Annotated in this window: 16 protein-coding genes; 5 read left to right on the forward strand and 11 right to left on the reverse strand. The window is 64.6% G+C overall.

Features of this window, described 5'->3' with window-relative positions; genetic code table 11:
- Positions 1-43: 43 nt before the first annotated feature.
- Genes ACSKT0_RS19495 through ACSKT0_RS19505 form a run of 3 tightly spaced genes read left to right on the forward strand, consistent with a single transcriptional unit; the run spans position 44 to position 4188 of the window.
- Positions 44-2215, forward strand: coding sequence for an amylo-alpha-1,6-glucosidase (locus ACSKT0_RS19495; RefSeq protein WP_437771183.1), 2172 nt, complete (start codon positions 44-46; stop codon positions 2213-2215).
- Positions 2216-3238, forward strand: coding sequence for a glycosyltransferase family 4 protein (locus tag ACSKT0_RS19500; protein WP_437771184.1), 1023 nt, complete (start codon positions 2216-2218; stop codon positions 3236-3238).
- Between the two features lie 32 nt (positions 3239-3270).
- Entirely contained in the window at positions 3271-4188 is a 918-nt protein-coding gene (locus tag ACSKT0_RS19505) for a phosphatase PAP2 family protein (RefSeq protein WP_437771185.1), read from the forward strand.
- Positions 4189-4319: 131 nt separating this feature from the next.
- On the opposite strand, the gene ACSKT0_RS19510 is transcribed toward ACSKT0_RS19505, so the two are convergent.
- Complete coding sequence (locus ACSKT0_RS19510) at positions 4320-4853, reverse strand: hypothetical protein (protein ID WP_437771186.1); 534 nt, start codon at positions 4851-4853, stop codon at positions 4320-4322.
- A gap of 132 nt (positions 4854-4985) precedes the next feature.
- On the opposite strand from ACSKT0_RS19510, the gene ACSKT0_RS19515 reads away from it, so the two are divergent.
- Positions 4986-5780 carry an alpha/beta fold hydrolase gene (locus ACSKT0_RS19515; protein WP_437771187.1) on the forward strand — a complete coding sequence of 265 codons (795 nt, stop codon included), beginning with the start codon at positions 4986-4988 and terminating at the stop codon, positions 5778-5780.
- 15 nt (positions 5781-5795) lie between these two features.
- Here ACSKT0_RS19515 and ACSKT0_RS19520 read toward each other — a convergent pair whose 3' ends face one another.
- From ACSKT0_RS19520 to ACSKT0_RS19530, 3 genes are all read right to left on the reverse strand, one after another.
- Entirely contained in the window at positions 5796-6953 is a 1158-nt protein-coding gene (locus tag ACSKT0_RS19520; RefSeq protein ID WP_437771188.1) for an acyltransferase family protein, read from the reverse strand.
- A gap of 262 nt (positions 6954-7215) precedes the next feature.
- Positions 7216-8436, reverse strand: a complete 1221-nt coding sequence (locus ACSKT0_RS19525) for an MFS transporter (RefSeq protein WP_437771189.1) — start codon at positions 8434-8436, stop codon at positions 7216-7218.
- Between the two features lie 162 nt (positions 8437-8598).
- The gene (locus ACSKT0_RS19530; RefSeq protein WP_437771190.1) at positions 8599-9171 is read right to left on the reverse strand and encodes a hypothetical protein; all 573 of its coding nucleotides are present in this window, start codon (positions 9169-9171) and stop codon (positions 8599-8601) included.
- 333 nt (positions 9172-9504) lie between these two features.
- On the opposite strand from ACSKT0_RS19530, the gene ACSKT0_RS19535 reads away from it, so the two are divergent.
- The gene (locus ACSKT0_RS19535) at positions 9505-9669 is read left to right on the forward strand and encodes a hypothetical protein (protein WP_437771191.1); all 165 of its coding nucleotides are present in this window, start codon (positions 9505-9507) and stop codon (positions 9667-9669) included.
- 79 nt (positions 9670-9748) lie between these two features.
- On the opposite strand, the gene ACSKT0_RS19540 is transcribed toward ACSKT0_RS19535, so the two are convergent.
- The 7 genes from ACSKT0_RS19540 to ACSKT0_RS19570 all read right to left on the reverse strand — a co-directional run bounded on the left by ACSKT0_RS19540 (position 9749) and on the right by ACSKT0_RS19570 (position 16006).
- The gene (locus ACSKT0_RS19540; RefSeq protein WP_437771192.1) at positions 9749-10615 is read right to left on the reverse strand and encodes a hypothetical protein; all 867 of its coding nucleotides are present in this window, start codon (positions 10613-10615) and stop codon (positions 9749-9751) included.
- Between the two features lie 367 nt (positions 10616-10982).
- Complete coding sequence (locus tag ACSKT0_RS19545) at positions 10983-12293, reverse strand: MinD/ParA family ATP-binding protein (RefSeq protein WP_437771193.1); 1311 nt, start codon at positions 12291-12293, stop codon at positions 10983-10985.
- Between the two features lie 289 nt (positions 12294-12582).
- Positions 12583-12915 carry a hypothetical protein gene (locus ACSKT0_RS19550; RefSeq protein ID WP_437771194.1) on the reverse strand — a complete coding sequence of 111 codons (333 nt, stop codon included), beginning with the start codon at positions 12913-12915 and terminating at the stop codon, positions 12583-12585.
- Positions 12916-12977: 62 nt separating this feature from the next.
- A complete protein-coding gene (locus ACSKT0_RS19555) occupies positions 12978-13397 on the reverse strand; it encodes an arsenate reductase ArsC (protein ID WP_437771195.1) in 420 nt (139 codons plus the stop codon).
- Complete coding sequence (locus ACSKT0_RS19560) at positions 13394-14113, reverse strand: aquaporin (protein WP_437771196.1); 720 nt, start codon at positions 14111-14113, stop codon at positions 13394-13396. Before ACSKT0_RS19560 ends, ACSKT0_RS19555 begins: the two co-directional genes overlap by 4 nt.
- The gene (locus ACSKT0_RS19565; RefSeq protein ID WP_437771197.1) at positions 14110-14460 is read right to left on the reverse strand and encodes an ArsR/SmtB family transcription factor; all 351 of its coding nucleotides are present in this window, start codon (positions 14458-14460) and stop codon (positions 14110-14112) included. Before ACSKT0_RS19565 ends, ACSKT0_RS19560 begins: the two co-directional genes overlap by 4 nt.
- A 46-nt stretch (positions 14461-14506) precedes the next feature.
- Complete coding sequence (locus ACSKT0_RS19570) at positions 14507-16006, reverse strand: SDR family oxidoreductase (protein ID WP_437771198.1); 1500 nt, start codon at positions 16004-16006, stop codon at positions 14507-14509.
- Between the last annotated feature and the right edge of the window lie 34 nt (positions 16007-16040).

Genomic DNA, 16040 nt, shown 5'->3' on the forward strand with positions numbered 1-16040 from the left:
ACAAGCTGCCCCATTCCCCCGTCCCTAGCTTTGGAGCCCATTGATGACAGGTTGGAATGCCGAGAACCTCGCAGGTTCGGCCGGCGCAGGTGCCGTAACACTGTTGGCAGGAACATCGTTTTGCGTCTCTGCGGCGAACGGCGATATGGACCAACTGCGCCCGCACGGGATGTTCTTCCGTGACACGCGGTTCGTTTCAAACTGGGCGTTGGAGGTGAACGGCCACCCTATCGAGGCCTTGGGTTCTCCTGTCCCGGAGCCCTATCGCGCCGATTTCGTCGGCCGCGCGTCTCGCACCGATGGCTTGGCGGACAGCCATCTGCTGATTGAACGCCGGCGGAGCCTGTTCGGCGGAGTGCGCGAAGAGATTACGGTCAGGAATTTTTCCAGCAAGCCCACCCAGGCCACGGTTTCACTCACGGTCAATGCGGACTTTGCCGACATCTTCGAAGTGAAGGAGGGCCGGGCACGCCACGAGAGTGTGCATTTGACGCGTGGTAGCGACGGTTCGTTGGTCCTTGAGTCCCAGCGGCAGGGCCGGCATGTCCTGGTCGCCGTTGACGCTCCGCATGGCCTGGTTGACGGGGATGTCATCAGTTACCACATCACTCTTGAACCCCAAGGCCATTGGTCCACGGGAGTGACGGCCACGCCCCGCATCGACGGTGTCGGGCCCGAGGCGGACGCCCAGGTTTGGGGGAACCAACGCCCCTACGATGTCCCTGAAGAAAGGCTTCAGGAGTGGCATGGCAAGGTTCCTACGACGGAACTTGCCAACAAGGCCTTCGATAAAGCGTTAGCCCAAAGCAGGGCAGACCTCGGCTCCCTCAGGATCTTCGACCCCGACCATCCCGGACGCACGGTGGTGGCTGCGGGATCGCCTTGGTTCATGGCCCTTTTCGGCCGGGACTCGCTCCTGACCTCCTTCATGACCCTTCCACTGGATCCCTCGCTCGCGCTGGGAACACTCAAAACCCTCGCCGATCACCAGGGCCGTACCGTCAATCCGCTCAGCGAAGAGGAGCCGGGCCGGATCCTGCACGAGGTGCGTCTCGGCGCCACCACAGGCCTCGCGCTTGGCGGCGGGAGTGCCTATTACGGTTCAGTGGACGCCACCCCGTTGTTCGTCACGCTCGCCGGGGAGCTCACCCGCTGGGGGTTCCATTCCGATGTCTCGGAATCCCTTCTGCCGGCGGTGGACCGCGCCCTGGACTGGATCCGCGACTATGGAGACGCCGACGGCGACGGCTTCGTTGAGTACTCGCGGGCCACAGACCATGGCCTCCTCAATCAAGGCTGGAAGGACTCAGGGGACGGCATCAACTTCGCCGACGGCACGTTGGCGGAGCCGCCGATCGCCTTGTGCGAAGTCCAGGGCTATGTCTACACCGCCTATCTCAGCAGGGCCCTGATGGCCCAAGAAGACGGAGACCTGAAGCTGGCCGCGGTGTGGGGCGCACGGGCAGCCGAGCTCAAGCGAAAATTCAACGAGCAATTCTGGCTTCCTGAACTCGGCTATTACGCAATCGCCCTCGATCGGGACAAGCGGCCGGTAGACGCCTGTGCGTCCAATATGGGCCATTGCCTGTGGAGCGGAATCGTCGACGACGACAAGGCTCCGTTAGTCGCGGAGCGGCTGATGTCGGACGCCATGTTCTCGGGCTGGGGCGTCCGGACATTGGCCTCGGACATGGCGGCATACAACCCGGCGAGCTACCACAACGGCTCGGTATGGCCGCATGACAATGCCCTCATTGCAGGCGGATTGATGCGCTACGGCTTCGTCGAGGAGTCCCAGCGCCTCGTCACGGGTCTCCTCGATGCGGCCGAGGCGTTCGGTGGACGGCTCCCCGAGTTGTTCTGCGGACTGGACAGGAAGACCTACGGGACGCCCGTCCCCTACCCTTCGTCATGCTCGCCACAGGCCTGGGCAGCTGCCACACCGGTCCATCTGCTCCGCGTCCTTCTCCGCTTCGATCCGTGCCTCACCCACGGCGGCCTCTGGCTGGCGCCGGTGGTTCCCAAAGGCTTCGGCGACATCAAAATGCGGAACGTCCCGCTCGCCGGCTCCCGGATCTCCGTGGAGGTGGTCAACGGAGAAACACGGGTCACGGACCTGCCCGAGAATGTCGCGCTCCACCTCGAAGCCCGCAAACCGTTGTCCGATCTCTTGGATGTACACCACGCCACCGCCGGACCGCGGCGGGGGCACTAGGTGCGCATCGGACTGGTTGCCCCGCCCTGGATTCCAGTACCGCCGCCTGCATACGGCGGCACGGAGTCGATCATCGATATCCTGGCCCGAGGCTTGTCTGCCGCGGGCCACGATGTGCTTTTGGCGGCCGCGTCCGGAAGCACATGTCCAGTGGACAAAGTCCCCGGCCCGCCGCTTGCGGACGGCTCGAGGATAGGGAACGGGACGGACGAACTCCGCCACAGCGTGTACGCATTCGCGGCCATGGACGACGTCGACCTCATCCACGACAACACCCTGGCGGGACCGCTGTACAGGCATCGGCCGAAGGGAACACCCATCGTCGCAACGGCGCACCTCCCGTTTTCGGCAGAAAACCATGACATCTACCAGGCCATGGCCACGGACACGGCGATCATTGCCATCTCGCACCATCAAGCGGACACTGCCCCCGCCATCAAGATACGGAAGGTCATTCACCACGGGATAGACACGCAGTCCGTCCCGCTCGGAGCCGGCGACGGCGGCTACGCCTGCTTCCTCGGCCGGATGCACCCCGGCAAGGGCCTGCCGGAAGCAATTGAGACCGCCCGGCTGGCCCAGGTTCCGCTGCGAATTGCGGCCAAGATGTACAGCGCGGAAGAACATGAGTACTACGCCGAGGTCATCGCACCGCTGCTCGGGCCCGACGTCGAATACCTCGGCGAGCTGAACGCGGCGGACAAGTTCGTCCTCCTGGGCGGCTCCGTGGCCCTCTTGAATCCGCTTCAGTGGGATGAACCCTTCGGGATGGCGATGATCGAGTCCCTCGCCACAGGGACGCCGGTGGTGGCAACTTTCCGGGGATCAGCCCCGGAAATCGTGTCCGATGGCGTCACGGGCTATCTCCGTTCCAGTCCCCCTGAACTGGCCGAAGCCGTCATTGCCGCCGCGACGCTGGACCGCGGTGAGTGCCGCCGCGCCGCGGAAAACTACTTCAGCGCCGAGAGGATGGTTGCCGAACATTTGGCGCTCTATGAGGAACTCCTCTCCGAGCAAAAGTGATCCTCCCAGCCAAATATGACACCCTGAAAGTAATGAGTTTTCCTAAGACGAGCCGGATGCCGGCCACACGTGGTATTGCCAGCAGGCGCTGGGCCGGCGCTGGGATGGGCTTCCTTTTTGTGCTCTCCACCCTGGCATGCATGGCCGCATTCGTTGCCACCTACTATTTTTTCGTCCGCACCACCACGGGACAGTACATCGACGAATCCGCCCTGGTGGAAGCCGCGACCATCAACGGTCCCACCGAGCGGGCAACCACCCAGTTCCTCGATTGGTTGCCGGTCATCTCGGTGGCGATCGCCGCCGTCGTCGTTCTTTTCGTCACGATCATGCGCCGCCGCTGGAAGTCTGCCGGGATCGCGGTGGCCGCTTGTGTCGCGGCGAACCTGGCCACCCAGCTCCTCAAGGACTGGTTCCCGAACAGGCCGTTCCGCGGCGTCCAGACCATTGAACTGAACTCGCTGCCCTCCGGTCACACCACGCTCGCGGCCTCAGCGGCTGCGGCGGTCTTCTTGGTGGTATCGCCGCGGTGGCGGCCCCTGGCGGGGTTCCTCGGCGGCACTTTCGCGGTGGCGGCCGGGGTTTCCACGCTGATCAACCAGTGGCACCGGCCCGCCGACGTCGTCGCCGCGTTCCTCGTGGTGGGAGCGGTCATGCTGCCGGCTGGCTGGTTGGTGCTGCGAACGGGAAAGCGCTGGAATGTCCAGGACGGCCGCGGTGAGCACTGGGCGTCGTCGCGTGTGTGGCTTTCGCTGTCGACTCTGGCGGGCGTCGTCGCCGCGGCCGTTGCGGTGTACTCGCTGATTGGAATCGCGAGCGGTTTCGGGCAGGAAAGCACCACCAACTATTTCTGGGCCGGCGTCTCCCTGATTGTCATCACCGGTTATCTGGCAACGGTCGCTGCCACCTGGCTTTTCGGTCTGAATGCCCGACGGCGGCAGTCACCTTAGTGCCGCGCGCGGCTTCCTGCACGGTCTGGTCTAGAGGCCCGGTGCGCTGAGCGCTTCTGCCCGATAGAGGTTTTCGATGATGATGTCGGCCTGCGTTGGGCCGATTTTGGGGTACATCGTGCGGAGCTCCTTCACGGCTGCCTCGTGTCCGCGGCAGACGTGGATGACCCGTAGCCAGTTGATCTGCAGGCTGGAAAGGCGCACAGCGAGCCGGCACCGAAATTCTGCCATCTAAGCCAATCAAGGAAGTGTCCCGGGCGTAGTGGCGGGATCTCCAAAAGCGGCGCCTTCTCCGCAGGCACTACTGAAATGGCAGCCGATGCCAGCAGCAGGCCACCCATCCACAAGGACGGGTTGGCCGGATCGGAGAATCCAGGCGCCGACAGCAAGGGCGACGAAACCACGGCCAGAGGCAGGATGGCCGGAAGAACATCCGCTACTTGCCTTCGCATCAGGACCATCAGCTTGGACCAGAAGCGCCAGGACAGGATGACGACACCCCAGATCAGGGCGACGGCGCCATAGAAGAAAGAAAGCAGAACAATCTTGCCATTCTCCGGTCCGGCGGGCGCTCTGGCGGCCAGCCACATTCCGACACAGCCCTCAAGCACCAGGGTGCTGCCCGCCACGATGGATACAGGTTTCGCATTCCAGATTGCCCGCATGAACTGTTCCCTCCCCGCCGAGACAGTTCCCCCTGCGATCATCGAACGCCAATGCCTCGTAGGTGTCAACGATTCCGGGATCGCCCGGCGGGACTCTCCTTAGTGCCGCGCGACGAGGCGTACCCTGATGCTATGGGCGCCGAAGTCCTGGATCTCAGGCTCACGACGGGCGTACGGGTTCCGTGCCTCGTCCAGGGCGACGCCGATGCGAAGCCGTTGTTGCTGTTGCACGCCTGGGGTGAATCCCGTCGTAGCTTTGACCGCCTTGTACCTCTGCTGAAGGACTTCAGGGTCTACGCGCCCGACCTCCGCGGCCAGGGAGACGCGGAGAAGCCGGGGCTCGGCTATTCGTTGGCTGATCAGGCCGAGGACGCCGCAGCCATCCTGGATGCGCTCGGTGTCCAGAGGGCGTTCATCCTTGGTTCCTCCAGCGGCGGCTATGTGGCCCAGCAGCTAGCCATCGGGTACCCCGATCGTGTGGCAGCGCTCGTGCTGGTGGGCTCTCCCCTAAGCCTGCGGGGTCGGACTGCTTTCGCCAACGAAGTCGCCGCTCTTCAGGACCCCGTCGACGAGAGCTGGGTACGGAATTCCCTTGCATGGTTCCCACTACTGCATGCGATTCCTGCTTGGTATATCGAGGACCGGGTGCGCGACGGAGTCAGGATGCCTGCGCATGCGTGGAAGCTCATCCTCGATGGCTTGCGTGCGGCGACTCCGCCCACGGAGTCCGGAACCATTCTGGCGCCCACCCTGATCTTGTGGGGCGCACATGATGGCGTGCTGCCTCGAAGGCACCAGGAAGCCTTGGCGGCTCGAATACCCGGCGCCGCGTTGAAGGTTTATCCCGGGGTAGGGCACCTGGTCTTGTGGGAGTGCCCGGACGAAGTGGCAGCGGATGCCATCGCGTTCCTCAATTCACTCGACTGAGGTTCTGGGACGGCATCACACACCCGCCCTCGCGGCCCCCGCCTTCGGGACCAGTGCGCGCAGCCGGAGCCGGGCCGGTTCCTCGACGTACTTGAACAACAGATGGGTGGCCAAGGCAATCGCGAGCAGGCACGCCGCCCCGAGCAAGTTCTCCGCCACCGGACTGGCCCCATGCGGCCAGTCCTTGATGAGCCAGTAGAAGAGGTAGATGAAGAACATGTGGACCAAGTACAGGCTGTAGGAGCTGTGGCCGCCATATTGCAGCCACCGCGCCGACAACGCCGAGCGGAGCCAGCCGCGGGTCAGGCTAAGGAGCGCAATGAGCAGCGGGAAGGCAAGCACGGCCAGCCGTCCCGGGCCGGGTTTTCCGGCCGTGGCCAGGAAGATCACGACGGCGGTTCCGGTCAGCAGGGCGCCGGGACCGGCCAGGGCAGGATTGAACTTCATACGGTCCGCGTTCCGAGCTGCGATGCAAGCGAAAGCCCCCGCAATGAAGCAGCACGCGATCCGCAGCAGCCATTGGTACGGCTGGTCCTCATCCGTGGCGATTGGCAGGTCCGGACCCCAGATGGCTGTCGGCAGGAGGACGAGCACGGAGGCGGCCAGCGCCGCGAGCGGATGCAGCCGGCGCAGCCGGAACAGGACCAGCGCGAGCAGCGGAAACGCCAAGTAGGCCAGCCACTCGGCACTGACCGTCCATCCCGGGCCGAACCAGCTGGCGCCGTCGGTACCCGGTTGGAACCAGAGATGCATCATCAGCAGCTGCTTGGCCAGCCCCCACGGCGACAGGTCCGGAGCCTGGGTCTGGAGGGACCATTCCCGCACGGATTCCTGCGCGGTCCCATATACGAACCACAGGCCCAACACGCCCACCACCAGGGCGAACGCGGGCCACATGCGGGCGAACCGCGCCCAGACAAAGTCCGCTGCAGCTCGCCAGCGGAAACGTGGGCCAAGCCGGTCCAGGTACGTGTAGGTGATGATGAAGCCGCTGAGCACAAAGAACACGTCCACGCCCAGGTCGCCGTTGGCAATGACGGGCCGGAACAGCTCATAGACCGGGGCGAGGAAGGTGTGCTGCATGGCCTGAAGATGGAAGAACACCACCCACAGAGCGGCAAAAAAACGCAGCGCGGTCAGCGTCGCGAGATCAGGCCGGGACTGCTTTGCCACGCTCTTCGGCAGGCGATTATCCGCCCCGGAACCAAGCGGCGGTGGGTTGTCCGTGACGGGTTTCCCAGCGGTCGGATTCGCGGTGGGGGCACGATGCGGAGGCGCGATGACTGAGAACATCCAATTCACCATACCGGATGCACCTGACCGGAGTCTGGGAGCTGCATTCCCAACTGACTCGCAGTTAATGTCGTTCTGAGCCCTCAAAACGACATCTATTGCGAGCCAGTTGGGTACCCACCGGCGAGGGAGGTGTTGGGCCTCAGTAGTTCCTGCGGTGCTTGAGTTTCGGGAGCGCGACGGCGAACACCGCCGCGGCGGCCAGGCCAAGGAAGCCGGTGGCCCAGACGCCCGCAGCGAGCGATATTGCAGCCGTCAGGGCCGAGAGCAGCACGGGCCCGCCTGTGGCACCGGCGTCGGAAATGAACCTCCACAAGCCGAGGAATTGCCCGCGACCCTTCTCCGGGGAAAAGTCGGCGCCGAGAGTCATGATGAGTCCTGAGCTGATGCCGTTGCCGAAGCCGATCAGGAGCGAGGCCAGCAACAGCCCCACAAACTCGGCGGACGACGGCATCAGGAACAACGCCGCGCCCATGATGAGGGTGGACGGTACAGCTACCCACATGCGCCCCTTGCGGTCCATGAGCTTGCCGGCCGGATAGAACACCAGCATGTCGATCGCGCCGGACAAGCCGTAAATCAGAGACGCGTGTGTGGCGTCCAATCCCAAGTGGTCCGCCCACAAAGGGATGACCACCTGACGTGAGGCCCGCAGCGCGCTGAGCAGCAGGATCCCGGTCCCGACAGTCAGGAACACCCCCGCGTGCGAAACCGCCACGCCACGGAGGGTGGGCTCGGGACCCTTCCGCCCGCCGTCGCCGTCGTCCGGCAACACAAGGTCCGGAATGGTGAGGGAAAGCACCGCGGCTGCCGCCATGCCCGCCACGCCAACCCAATATGCGCCGCTGATGCCGGCGAACTGCATCACGGCCGCGCCGACGAACGGGCCGATGAACACGCCGATCCGGGTGACGCCGCCCAGCGTCGAGAGGGCGCGTGCCCGGTAGATGACCGGGACGGCTTCCGTGAGGTACTTCTGTCGCGCTAGGTTGAAGACGCTCGTGGACATCCCGACCACGGTCATCGCCGCGGCGAGCAGCCAGATGCCGTTGTGCGCAAGGAGCGGCGCGAATCCTGCCGCCAACAAGGCCAAGGCTCCGGCGGCGCCCGCGGCGACGATGGCCCATCGTTCGCCGAACTTGATGGTGATGATCGAAGCGGGCAGGTTGAAGAACCACGATCCCAGTCCGATCAGGGTAACCACCAACGCGGAAACGGCCACGGAAGCACCAAGGTCGCGGGCGGACAACGCCACCACCGGAAGGACCGCGCCTTCGCCGATACAGAACAGCAGGGCGGGCCCAAATGCGGGCAACGCGATGCTGCGGAGATTGAAAGGCTGAAGGGTGCTGGTGGTGGTCATCCCCTTCATCCTAGGACGCCACTCCTTTGCGACGCGCCAAATACCTGTCGCACAGGGAATTCCGGCTGCGTCAGGCAGTCAGCGTAGCGTCAGGCATTCAGCGCGGCGCCAGGCATTCAGCGTAGCGCCAAGCATTCAGCGTAGCGCCAGGCACTCCGCGCCTCATCGGGATCCACGCGGACGACGCCGGGACACCCCTGCCGCTGCCAGCTTCCGTTCGAACACGCCGGGAGCCATGAGTTCTGCCCACACCCAACGGACGACGCCGCACCCCGTGGCACGGATCCGGTCCTCGCGCAGCTTCTCCTCGACGACGGCTTGAGCGGGGGTGCGTCCCTTGAGGAATTCCGGTTTCAGGTACTTATCGATGCCGTCGAACTCCCCGGCCAACCGCACACCCTTCCAATAGAAGTCCGAATAGCCCACCAGGCCCGCTTCGTCGCGGAATTCACGTTGAAGAACCGGGGCCTCGAATCCGGCGACATGCATCAAAGCGCGGCTGTAGGATTCCCCCGCAGATCCGGACAGGGGATCTGCGAAATCGATCGCCGCTTGAATTCTCCGGGTGGCCGCCGCCGTGTAAATTCCATCCGCTCCCGCCAGAAGTGCCTCTTTCGAGATGGCGGGCAATCTCCTTTTCCGGTCGGCTTTGAGGACGTGATCCAAAGGAGCTATGGATTCGACGAACGGGGTGAAAGCGGCCAGATCCAGCACCGTGCGCACCCTGTCAGTCACCAGAAGTCCCTCTCGGCGATACACCTTGAGGCTAGCGGGGTCCGCGTAGTGGCGGGATATTCCGGCCCGAGAGCGGCCGCCGTCGTTCCTCAGGGTCACGGCCTGCACCGGATGATGCAGTCCGATAGTGGGGATACCCCATACAGACGCCGCCGAGTGTCTGGCGAAAATGGTTCGTGAGCTGGAGGTTTCGGCCGCAGCGTTGACCCGTACACGATATTGTTCCCACGGTTTCAGTGCGTCCCACGCAGCGCCGTCAACGTACACTCCTTGGCGGACGCGATGCAAGGCGCCCGCCTTGGCACTCCGAGCGAGTTCCTTGAGAGTCGTTCCGTGAAAAAGGTGATCTCGGCTGAGGATCAGGCGGGGCAACTGGGTCATGCCTACGAACCTGCCACGTGGATCGAGGCCCACGACAGCACCGAATTCCCCCATGTGGACAACTCCAAGGAAACAATCCCGACGCGTCCCGTGCCCTCCGACCCCGTGTCTTCCTGACGCCCCCGGAATTCCTGACGCCCCCGGAATTCCGGGGGCGTCAGGAATTCAGCGCAGCGCAGGGCAAGAAGCGCAGCGCCTACTTCAGGAACCCGGCGTCGAACGAGTTCAGGTCGACGTTGATGCCGTTCAGGGTGTGTTCGAGCTTCTGCTGGATCCCCACGCGCATAGTGCCAGCCGTGTTCCAGCCGCCGTACTGCACAGGGGCCGGTGCCAGGTAGTCCGCGGTCCAGCCGGCGTAGTTGAGGTTGCTCGTGTCGGTATCCCACAGAGGCACGTCCGAGAATGCGGTGCTGTTGCCCATCAAGCCTGGCCACATGCCGCTGCCGCTGTAGATCACGGGCCGCACGCCCAGGCTCCGCACACCATCCACCATGGCGCGCGTTACCAAGGATCCCCCGGGCTCGATGTCCAGGGCGAAGAACTGCAGTTGGGCCATGTACGGGCCTGCGGCTTTGATCCCGTTCGCCCAGCACGAAGCGTCACGCGTGTAGACCGCGATCTTGAGGCCGGCGTCGAGCGCCATCTTCAATTGGGCTTGGGTCTGTTGCCACGGAGTGCACGTGCCCCACGCGGTGGAGTGCATCACGTAGAGACCGAAGCCCTCGGCGTAGGCGTGGCGGAACCAGTTGGGGTCGGTGATGGCCGCGGTGGTGTCGAGCACCTTCACCGAGCCGCCCCGACCAGCTTGGGGTACGGCGGCGGGTACGACTGCAGCTTTGGGCACGACGACGGCGGGCGCGGGTGCGGCGGCAGGCTGCGGAACGGCGGGCGGTGCTGGAGTCGGCGTCGCGAGCGGGGCCACCTCAGCGGCGGGTGCGGCGTTCGCGATGGGTTCGGGAGCGGCGTCGGGCGCTGTGTTGGCGGTGGGGCGGGCGCTAGTGGCACCCGTCAGTCCGAGGAGAAGCACGGCAGCGAACATCAAGGCAAGTTTTTTGGGAATCAAGGAGGCTCCTGGGTGCTGGCCTCGGGTTCAGAAACGGGCGCAGCAGGGTGTCATAAAGGCACAGAATTGGGTGCACCATGCCCGGGCCCAGTTCCCGGTCATGGCGAGGTCGCCCCGCAAAGCGAATGCGTCCAGGTGCAACTCTAGGGAAATCCCGGCGGAAGCGACAATTTGCAATCCGCGTAGTAGTCGAGTAATAACCCGCTCTTGCCGGCGTAAAACCAAGTAATGAATAGAGTGTCAACAGCGTCACGCTAGGCAATAACTAAGTAGCCCCACCCCAACTGACTCGCACTTGTTGTCGTTATGAGCCTTGTAAACGACATCTAATGCGAGCTAGTTGGGCGGGGCCACCAAAGCGGAGGCGCTACACGTACCCGTCCACGATCGCGGCCGCGATCTCCTTGTACGCACGGCGGGTGTCGGGGCGCAGGACGTCAAGGGTGACCAGGTCGCCGTCGGCCACTCCCCTGTCGTGAGGCACGGCAATCAACTGGCGGCAGATCCCGGCGAGGTGTTCCTCGATGGCATCCTTGTCCACGCGGGAGGACACCTCGTCCTTGTCCGTGATGACCACGATCGCGTTGCGTGCCAGTTCCTCGTAGCCGTGGCTCGCGAGCCATTGAAGGGTGCTGCGGGCACGCTTGGCGCCGCTCACGGCATAGCCGGCGGCGATGATGAGGTTGTCGGCCGATTGCAGGATGCCGCTCATCGCATTGTGCGTAACGCCGGTCCCGCAGTCGGTCAGCGCGATGGAGTAGTAGCCCGAGATCAACTGGCGGATCCGCAGGTATTCCTCGGCGGTCAGTGAATCCGAAACTTCCGGGTCCTGTTCGCCGGCGATCAGGTGCAGTCGGCCGGCATGGTGCATGTACCGGGCGAGTGCCGTGAGCGAATCGACGTTGTCGACGTTTTTGAGCAGGTCCGTGATGGTGCGCGGCGTGGCCTTCTGGTAGATGCCCTCACCCAGTGCGCGCTCCACGAGGTCGCCGGAATCAGGGTTGGCGTCGATGGCGCAGGGCGGGTCGCCGCGGAATTCCGCCAAGGTAAGGCCGACGCCCACCGTGGTGGAGGTCTTGCCGATCCCGCCCTTGAGGCTCAGGACAGCCGTGTTGTAGCTGCCTTGAAGCTGCCGGGAAATGCGCCGCGCCAACTCGTCCTCTTCGCGCTGCTTGGCGCTGGGCCCGAGGTTCCAGGCGCCGCCGGTCAGCCTGTAGAGCATGCCGCGGAAGCCACCGATGGGGCGCGGCTTCTGCTCCCGCACGAAGGAACCCGGCGACGAGATGAAGTCGGAAATTGGAGCGTTGGCGGCAGCGGCGCGTCCGGCTCGTGCGGCAGCCGGGGGAACAGCGCCCGACGCCGGTGCTGCCGCCGTCGGGATCTCACGGCGTGGTTCCGCGGGGGTCGCGTCACCGCTGGTCGAGTCTTCGCGGTCTGTTTCCGCGCGGTCCGTTACGGTCCCTGCGGACGCGTCGGCGGCGGCTGCAGCTTCGGCCCAGGATCTGCTTTGGAGCGGGGCAGCGGATGCGGGTGCGTCGGAATCGTTCGGCGTAATGATCGGCATAGTTCCTGTCCAGGGGTCGCCCTCGGCGCGACGGCGATCGCGGCGTCGACGAAGGTCGGGCTGTCCTTCGTTCGATGCAGCGGCGCTGGCTTCGTTGTCCAAAGAATCCGGCATGGTCTTGTCCCCTAAGACTCGCAGCGTTTTGCGCTGCGGCTCTCGTTTAGATTGCTTCAACCAGCAAGTCTAGGTGGCGAGGGCCTCAAACCTGACATGCGGGCCGTGCCGGGCAGTTTGGACAGGGGTTTTGGGCCTTCGTGTGGGCCTGGTTTTGTGGCTGGGGCGGCGGCGGTTGAGGTGGCAGGGGCGACGGATTCTGTTGGATCACCCGGACTCGCCCGGTGCTTATACGCCGGAAACCCGCGGATCTTCCGCCGATATCTCGGCGGTGATCCAGCAGAATGTGTCACGCATCCCAGGCATCAGGACGAGCCGTGTGGGGAATTCGGCGCCGGTTGGAGACAGCCGCGGCCACCCTGGAACCCCAATAGTTCACGACGTCGAACGGGCCGGCAGCCGCATTCAATCCGGCGGCAAATCGCCTGCCCCAGGATCGGGGCAGGCGGCTCATGATGCGGACCAAGGGCAAAAGGGACCGGAAGATCATGTATCCGAAGACCATGTGGAAGAGCAGTTCCTCGTTGGTCCAGCGGGTCCCGTTGCTCTTGCGTTGCAGCTCCGAGCGTTGTCCAGCCAGCCGATCAACTCCCGAAGGGCCCGGCTGTATCCTGCGAGGCATGCTTCCCGGGCCGGATCCATCATGCCTGTGATTCTTGCATCAGGCTGTGCCGGACACTGCTATCACGCGGCGGGCGCGAGGGACTCGATCAGGCCCTCGATGCGGCTTTTGATCTCGTCCCGGATGGGGCGGACGGCGTCCAGGCCCTGGCCGGCCGGATCTTCGAGGACCCAGTCCTCGTAGCGCTTGCCGGGGAAGTACGGGCATTCGTCGCCGCATCCCATGGTGATGACGACATCCGATTCCTTCACGGCCTCTGTGGTGAGGACCTTGGGGATTTCGGCGGACATGTCAATGCCAAGTTCGGCCATGGCTTCGACTGCGGCCGGGTTGACCTTGTCCGCTGGCTGGGAGCCCGCGGACCGGACCTCAATCCGGCCTTCGGCCAGGGTGGTGAGGAAGGCGGCCGCCATCTGGGAACGGCCCGCGTTGTGTACGCAGACGAAGAGGACGGAGGGTTTCTTGGCGGTTTCAGTGCTCATGAGAGGACCTTTCGATCGGATTCGGAGCCGGGCGCGGGAGCCGGCAAAGGCAACGCGGCAACGCGTGGGTACAGGGCGCGGATCAGGAAGAACCCGGCGGCGCCGCCCAGCAACTGGGCGAGGATGAACGCCGGGGCGGATGCGGGGGCGATCCCGGCGAAGGTGTCTGTGATGGTCCGGGCCACGGTCACGGCGGGGTTCGCGAAACTCGTGGAGCTGGTGAACCAGTAGGCGGCAGTGATGTAGCCGCCGACGGCGAAGGCCACCAGCTCGGTCCGGCCGGAGCGGATGGTGCCGAAAATGACCACGAGAAGCCCGATGGTGGCAACGACTTCGCCGAGCCACAGCCCTCCCCCGGCACGTTGATGCGTGGAGAGCGTCACGGCGTCGAGGCCGAACATCAGGTTCGCGAGGACTGTCCCGGCCAGGCCTCCGGCAAACTGGGCGGCGAGCAGAGCCAACGCGGTGGGCGTATCCAGGATCCCCAGGGCGCGTTCCACCAAAGTGACCACAGGGTTGAAGGATGCCGAAACCGGCTGCAATGCAAGAATCAACGCGACGAGGGCGGCGCCGGTGGCGACGCTGTTCTGCAGAAGCTGCAGTCCGACGTCGTTCGGGGACAGTCGCGAGGCCATGACCCCTGAGCCCACCACGCCCATGACCAGGAAGGCGGTGCCGGCGAACTCCGCCACGGCCTGCCGCTTGAGCGCGCTCACTGGCCCTGTCCACCGATCAGGGCCGCCAGGCCGGACAGGGCGTCGGTGCGGGCGCGGTAATAAACCCAGACGCCGCGCTTTTCGCGTTCGAGGAGGCCCGCTTCGTGCAGGACCTTCAGGTGGTGGCTGATGGTCGGCTGTGACAGCTCGAAGGCGTCGTTGAGGTCGCACACGCAGGCTTCGCCGCCCTCGTGGGACGCCACGAGGGACATCAGCCGCAGCCGCACCGGATCGCCCAGCGCCTTCAGCAGTGGCACGATCCCTTCCGCTTCGGATTCCGACAAGGGTTCCCTGGACAGCGGCGAACAACAAGCCACCGTCTGGACGGGTGTTAACTCCAGCGACATAGACACATGTAAATATTCACACTTGTCGATATTTAAGGCAAGGCCGCTAAGGCAAGGCCGCCGGATCGTCGTCGTCCGCCATCGACGCCGCTGCTGCCGTGATGCGATTGGCCATTCCCTTGAAGATGACACCGTGGAAAGGCAACACCGCCAGCCAGTACAACCGTCCGCCCAGGCCTTTGGGGAAGAAGACCGCCCTTTGTCGGTAGAGCGCCCCGCCTTCGGCTTCCTCCGCCCGCATTTCCAGCCACGCGCGCCCGGGTACCTTCATTTCCGCGCGGAGGCGCAACAGGGAGCCGCGGTCGATCTGCTCCACACGCCAGAAGTCCAGCGCGTCCCCCGTATTCAGCCGGGTCGGATTGAGCCGGCCGCGGCGAAGCCCCACTCCACCCACGATCTTGTCCATCCAGCCGCGCACGGACCACGCCAAGGGAAAGGAGTACCAGCCGTTGTCTCCACCGATGCCTTCTATGACTTGCCACAGTTGTTGCCGGGTGGCTGTGGTGAGCTGCTCCTGGTTGTCCTGGTACACCAGGTGTCCGGCCCATTGCGGGTCACTGGGAAGGGGATCACTCGGGGCACCGCGAACGGAGGAGTTCTGCCAACTGGTTTCCACTTCTCCGGCGGCCTCGCGCGCAAGCGCCAGGCGAAGGGATTCCCGGTATCCAAGCAGGCCAGCTTCGGGCGGATCTACATATTCATGGATGTCCCGCTCCCCGACCACGCAGTTCTGCTGCAGCGATCCGATCAGCGGCACTGCCAAGGATCGCGGTATGGGGGTGACGAGGTTGACCCACTGGGATGCCAACCATGGAGTCAGGACGGGCAGTGCGACCACCGGCCGGCGTCGGAGGCCCGCTTCCGCGGCGTAGCCGTTCATCATCTCGTCGTACCGGAGGACATCCGGGCCGCCGACGTCGAAGGTGCGGTTGAGCGAAGCAGGGAGTCCAGCCGCTGCGACCAGGTAATACAGCACGTCTCGGATCGCTATCGGCTGGACTTTGTTCCGCACCCATCGCGGAGCCACCATGACGGGCAGCACCTCGGTCAGTTGCCGGATCATTTCGAAGGACGCCGAACCGGAACCAATCACGACGCCGGCCTGAAGCACTATCGCAGGCACCTGCGGTTCCGCTAGGAAAATGTCGCCCACTTCCTTGCGGGACCGGAGGTGCCGGCTGAGCTCAGTTCCTTCCGGGTGCAGTCCACCCAGGTAAATGATCCGTCCGGCCCCGGCATCGGCCGCCGCACGCGCTACGTTGCCGGCGCAGAGTCTTTCGGTCTCTTCAAAAGACCGGTGGCCCGAATGACCCATCGAGTGCACCAAGTAGTAAATGACGCCGGCCCCGGCAAACGCCTGCCGCAAGGAGTCGACATCCTCGAGGTCGCCGATCATCACGTCCACGCGGTCTGCCCAGGGGACGTCGCTGAGCTTGTTGGTGTGGCGTACCAGGACACGGACGTCGTAGCCGGCGTCGAGCAATCGCGGGACGAGCCGTCCCCCGATATAGCCGGTGGATCCCAATACCACTGCCAGCGGATTCACTGTGGCCCCTTCCGATGCCTTGCGGAGCCGGAAC

The sequence above is a fragment of the Arthrobacter sp. KNU40 genome (assembly GCF_051515115.1).
GTDB lineage: Bacteria > Actinomycetota > Actinomycetes > Actinomycetales > Micrococcaceae > Arthrobacter.

Excerpts from the sequence above, each read along its gene's own strand:
- ACSKT0_RS19515 (WP_437771187.1), top strand. The coding sequence starts at position 4,986 with ATGGGCGCCGAAGTCCTGGATCTCAGGCTCACGACGGGCGTACGGGTT.
- ACSKT0_RS19565 (WP_437771197.1), bottom strand. The coding sequence starts at position 14,460 with ATGTCGCTGGAGTTAACACCCGTCCAGACGGTGGCTTGTTGTTCGCCG.
- ACSKT0_RS19495 (WP_437771183.1), top strand. The coding sequence starts at position 44 with ATGACAGGTTGGAATGCCGAGAACCTCGCAGGTTCGGCCGGCGCAGGT.
- ACSKT0_RS19545 (WP_437771193.1), bottom strand. The coding sequence starts at position 12,293 with ATGCCGGATTCTTTGGACAACGAAGCCAGCGCCGCTGCATCGAACGAA.
- ACSKT0_RS19505 (WP_437771185.1), top strand. The coding sequence starts at position 3,271 with ATGAGTTTTCCTAAGACGAGCCGGATGCCGGCCACACGTGGTATTGCC.
- ACSKT0_RS19555 (WP_437771195.1), bottom strand. The coding sequence starts at position 13,397 with ATGAGCACTGAAACCGCCAAGAAACCCTCCGTCCTCTTCGTCTGCGTA.
- ACSKT0_RS19525 (WP_437771189.1), bottom strand. The coding sequence starts at position 8,436 with ATGACCACCACCAGCACCCTTCAGCCTTTCAATCTCCGCAGCATCGCG.
- ACSKT0_RS19550 (WP_437771194.1), bottom strand. The coding sequence starts at position 12,915 with ATGCCTCGCAGGATACAGCCGGGCCCTTCGGGAGTTGATCGGCTGGCT.
- ACSKT0_RS19510 (WP_437771186.1), bottom strand. The coding sequence starts at position 4,853 with ATGCGGGCAATCTGGAATGCGAAACCTGTATCCATCGTGGCGGGCAGC.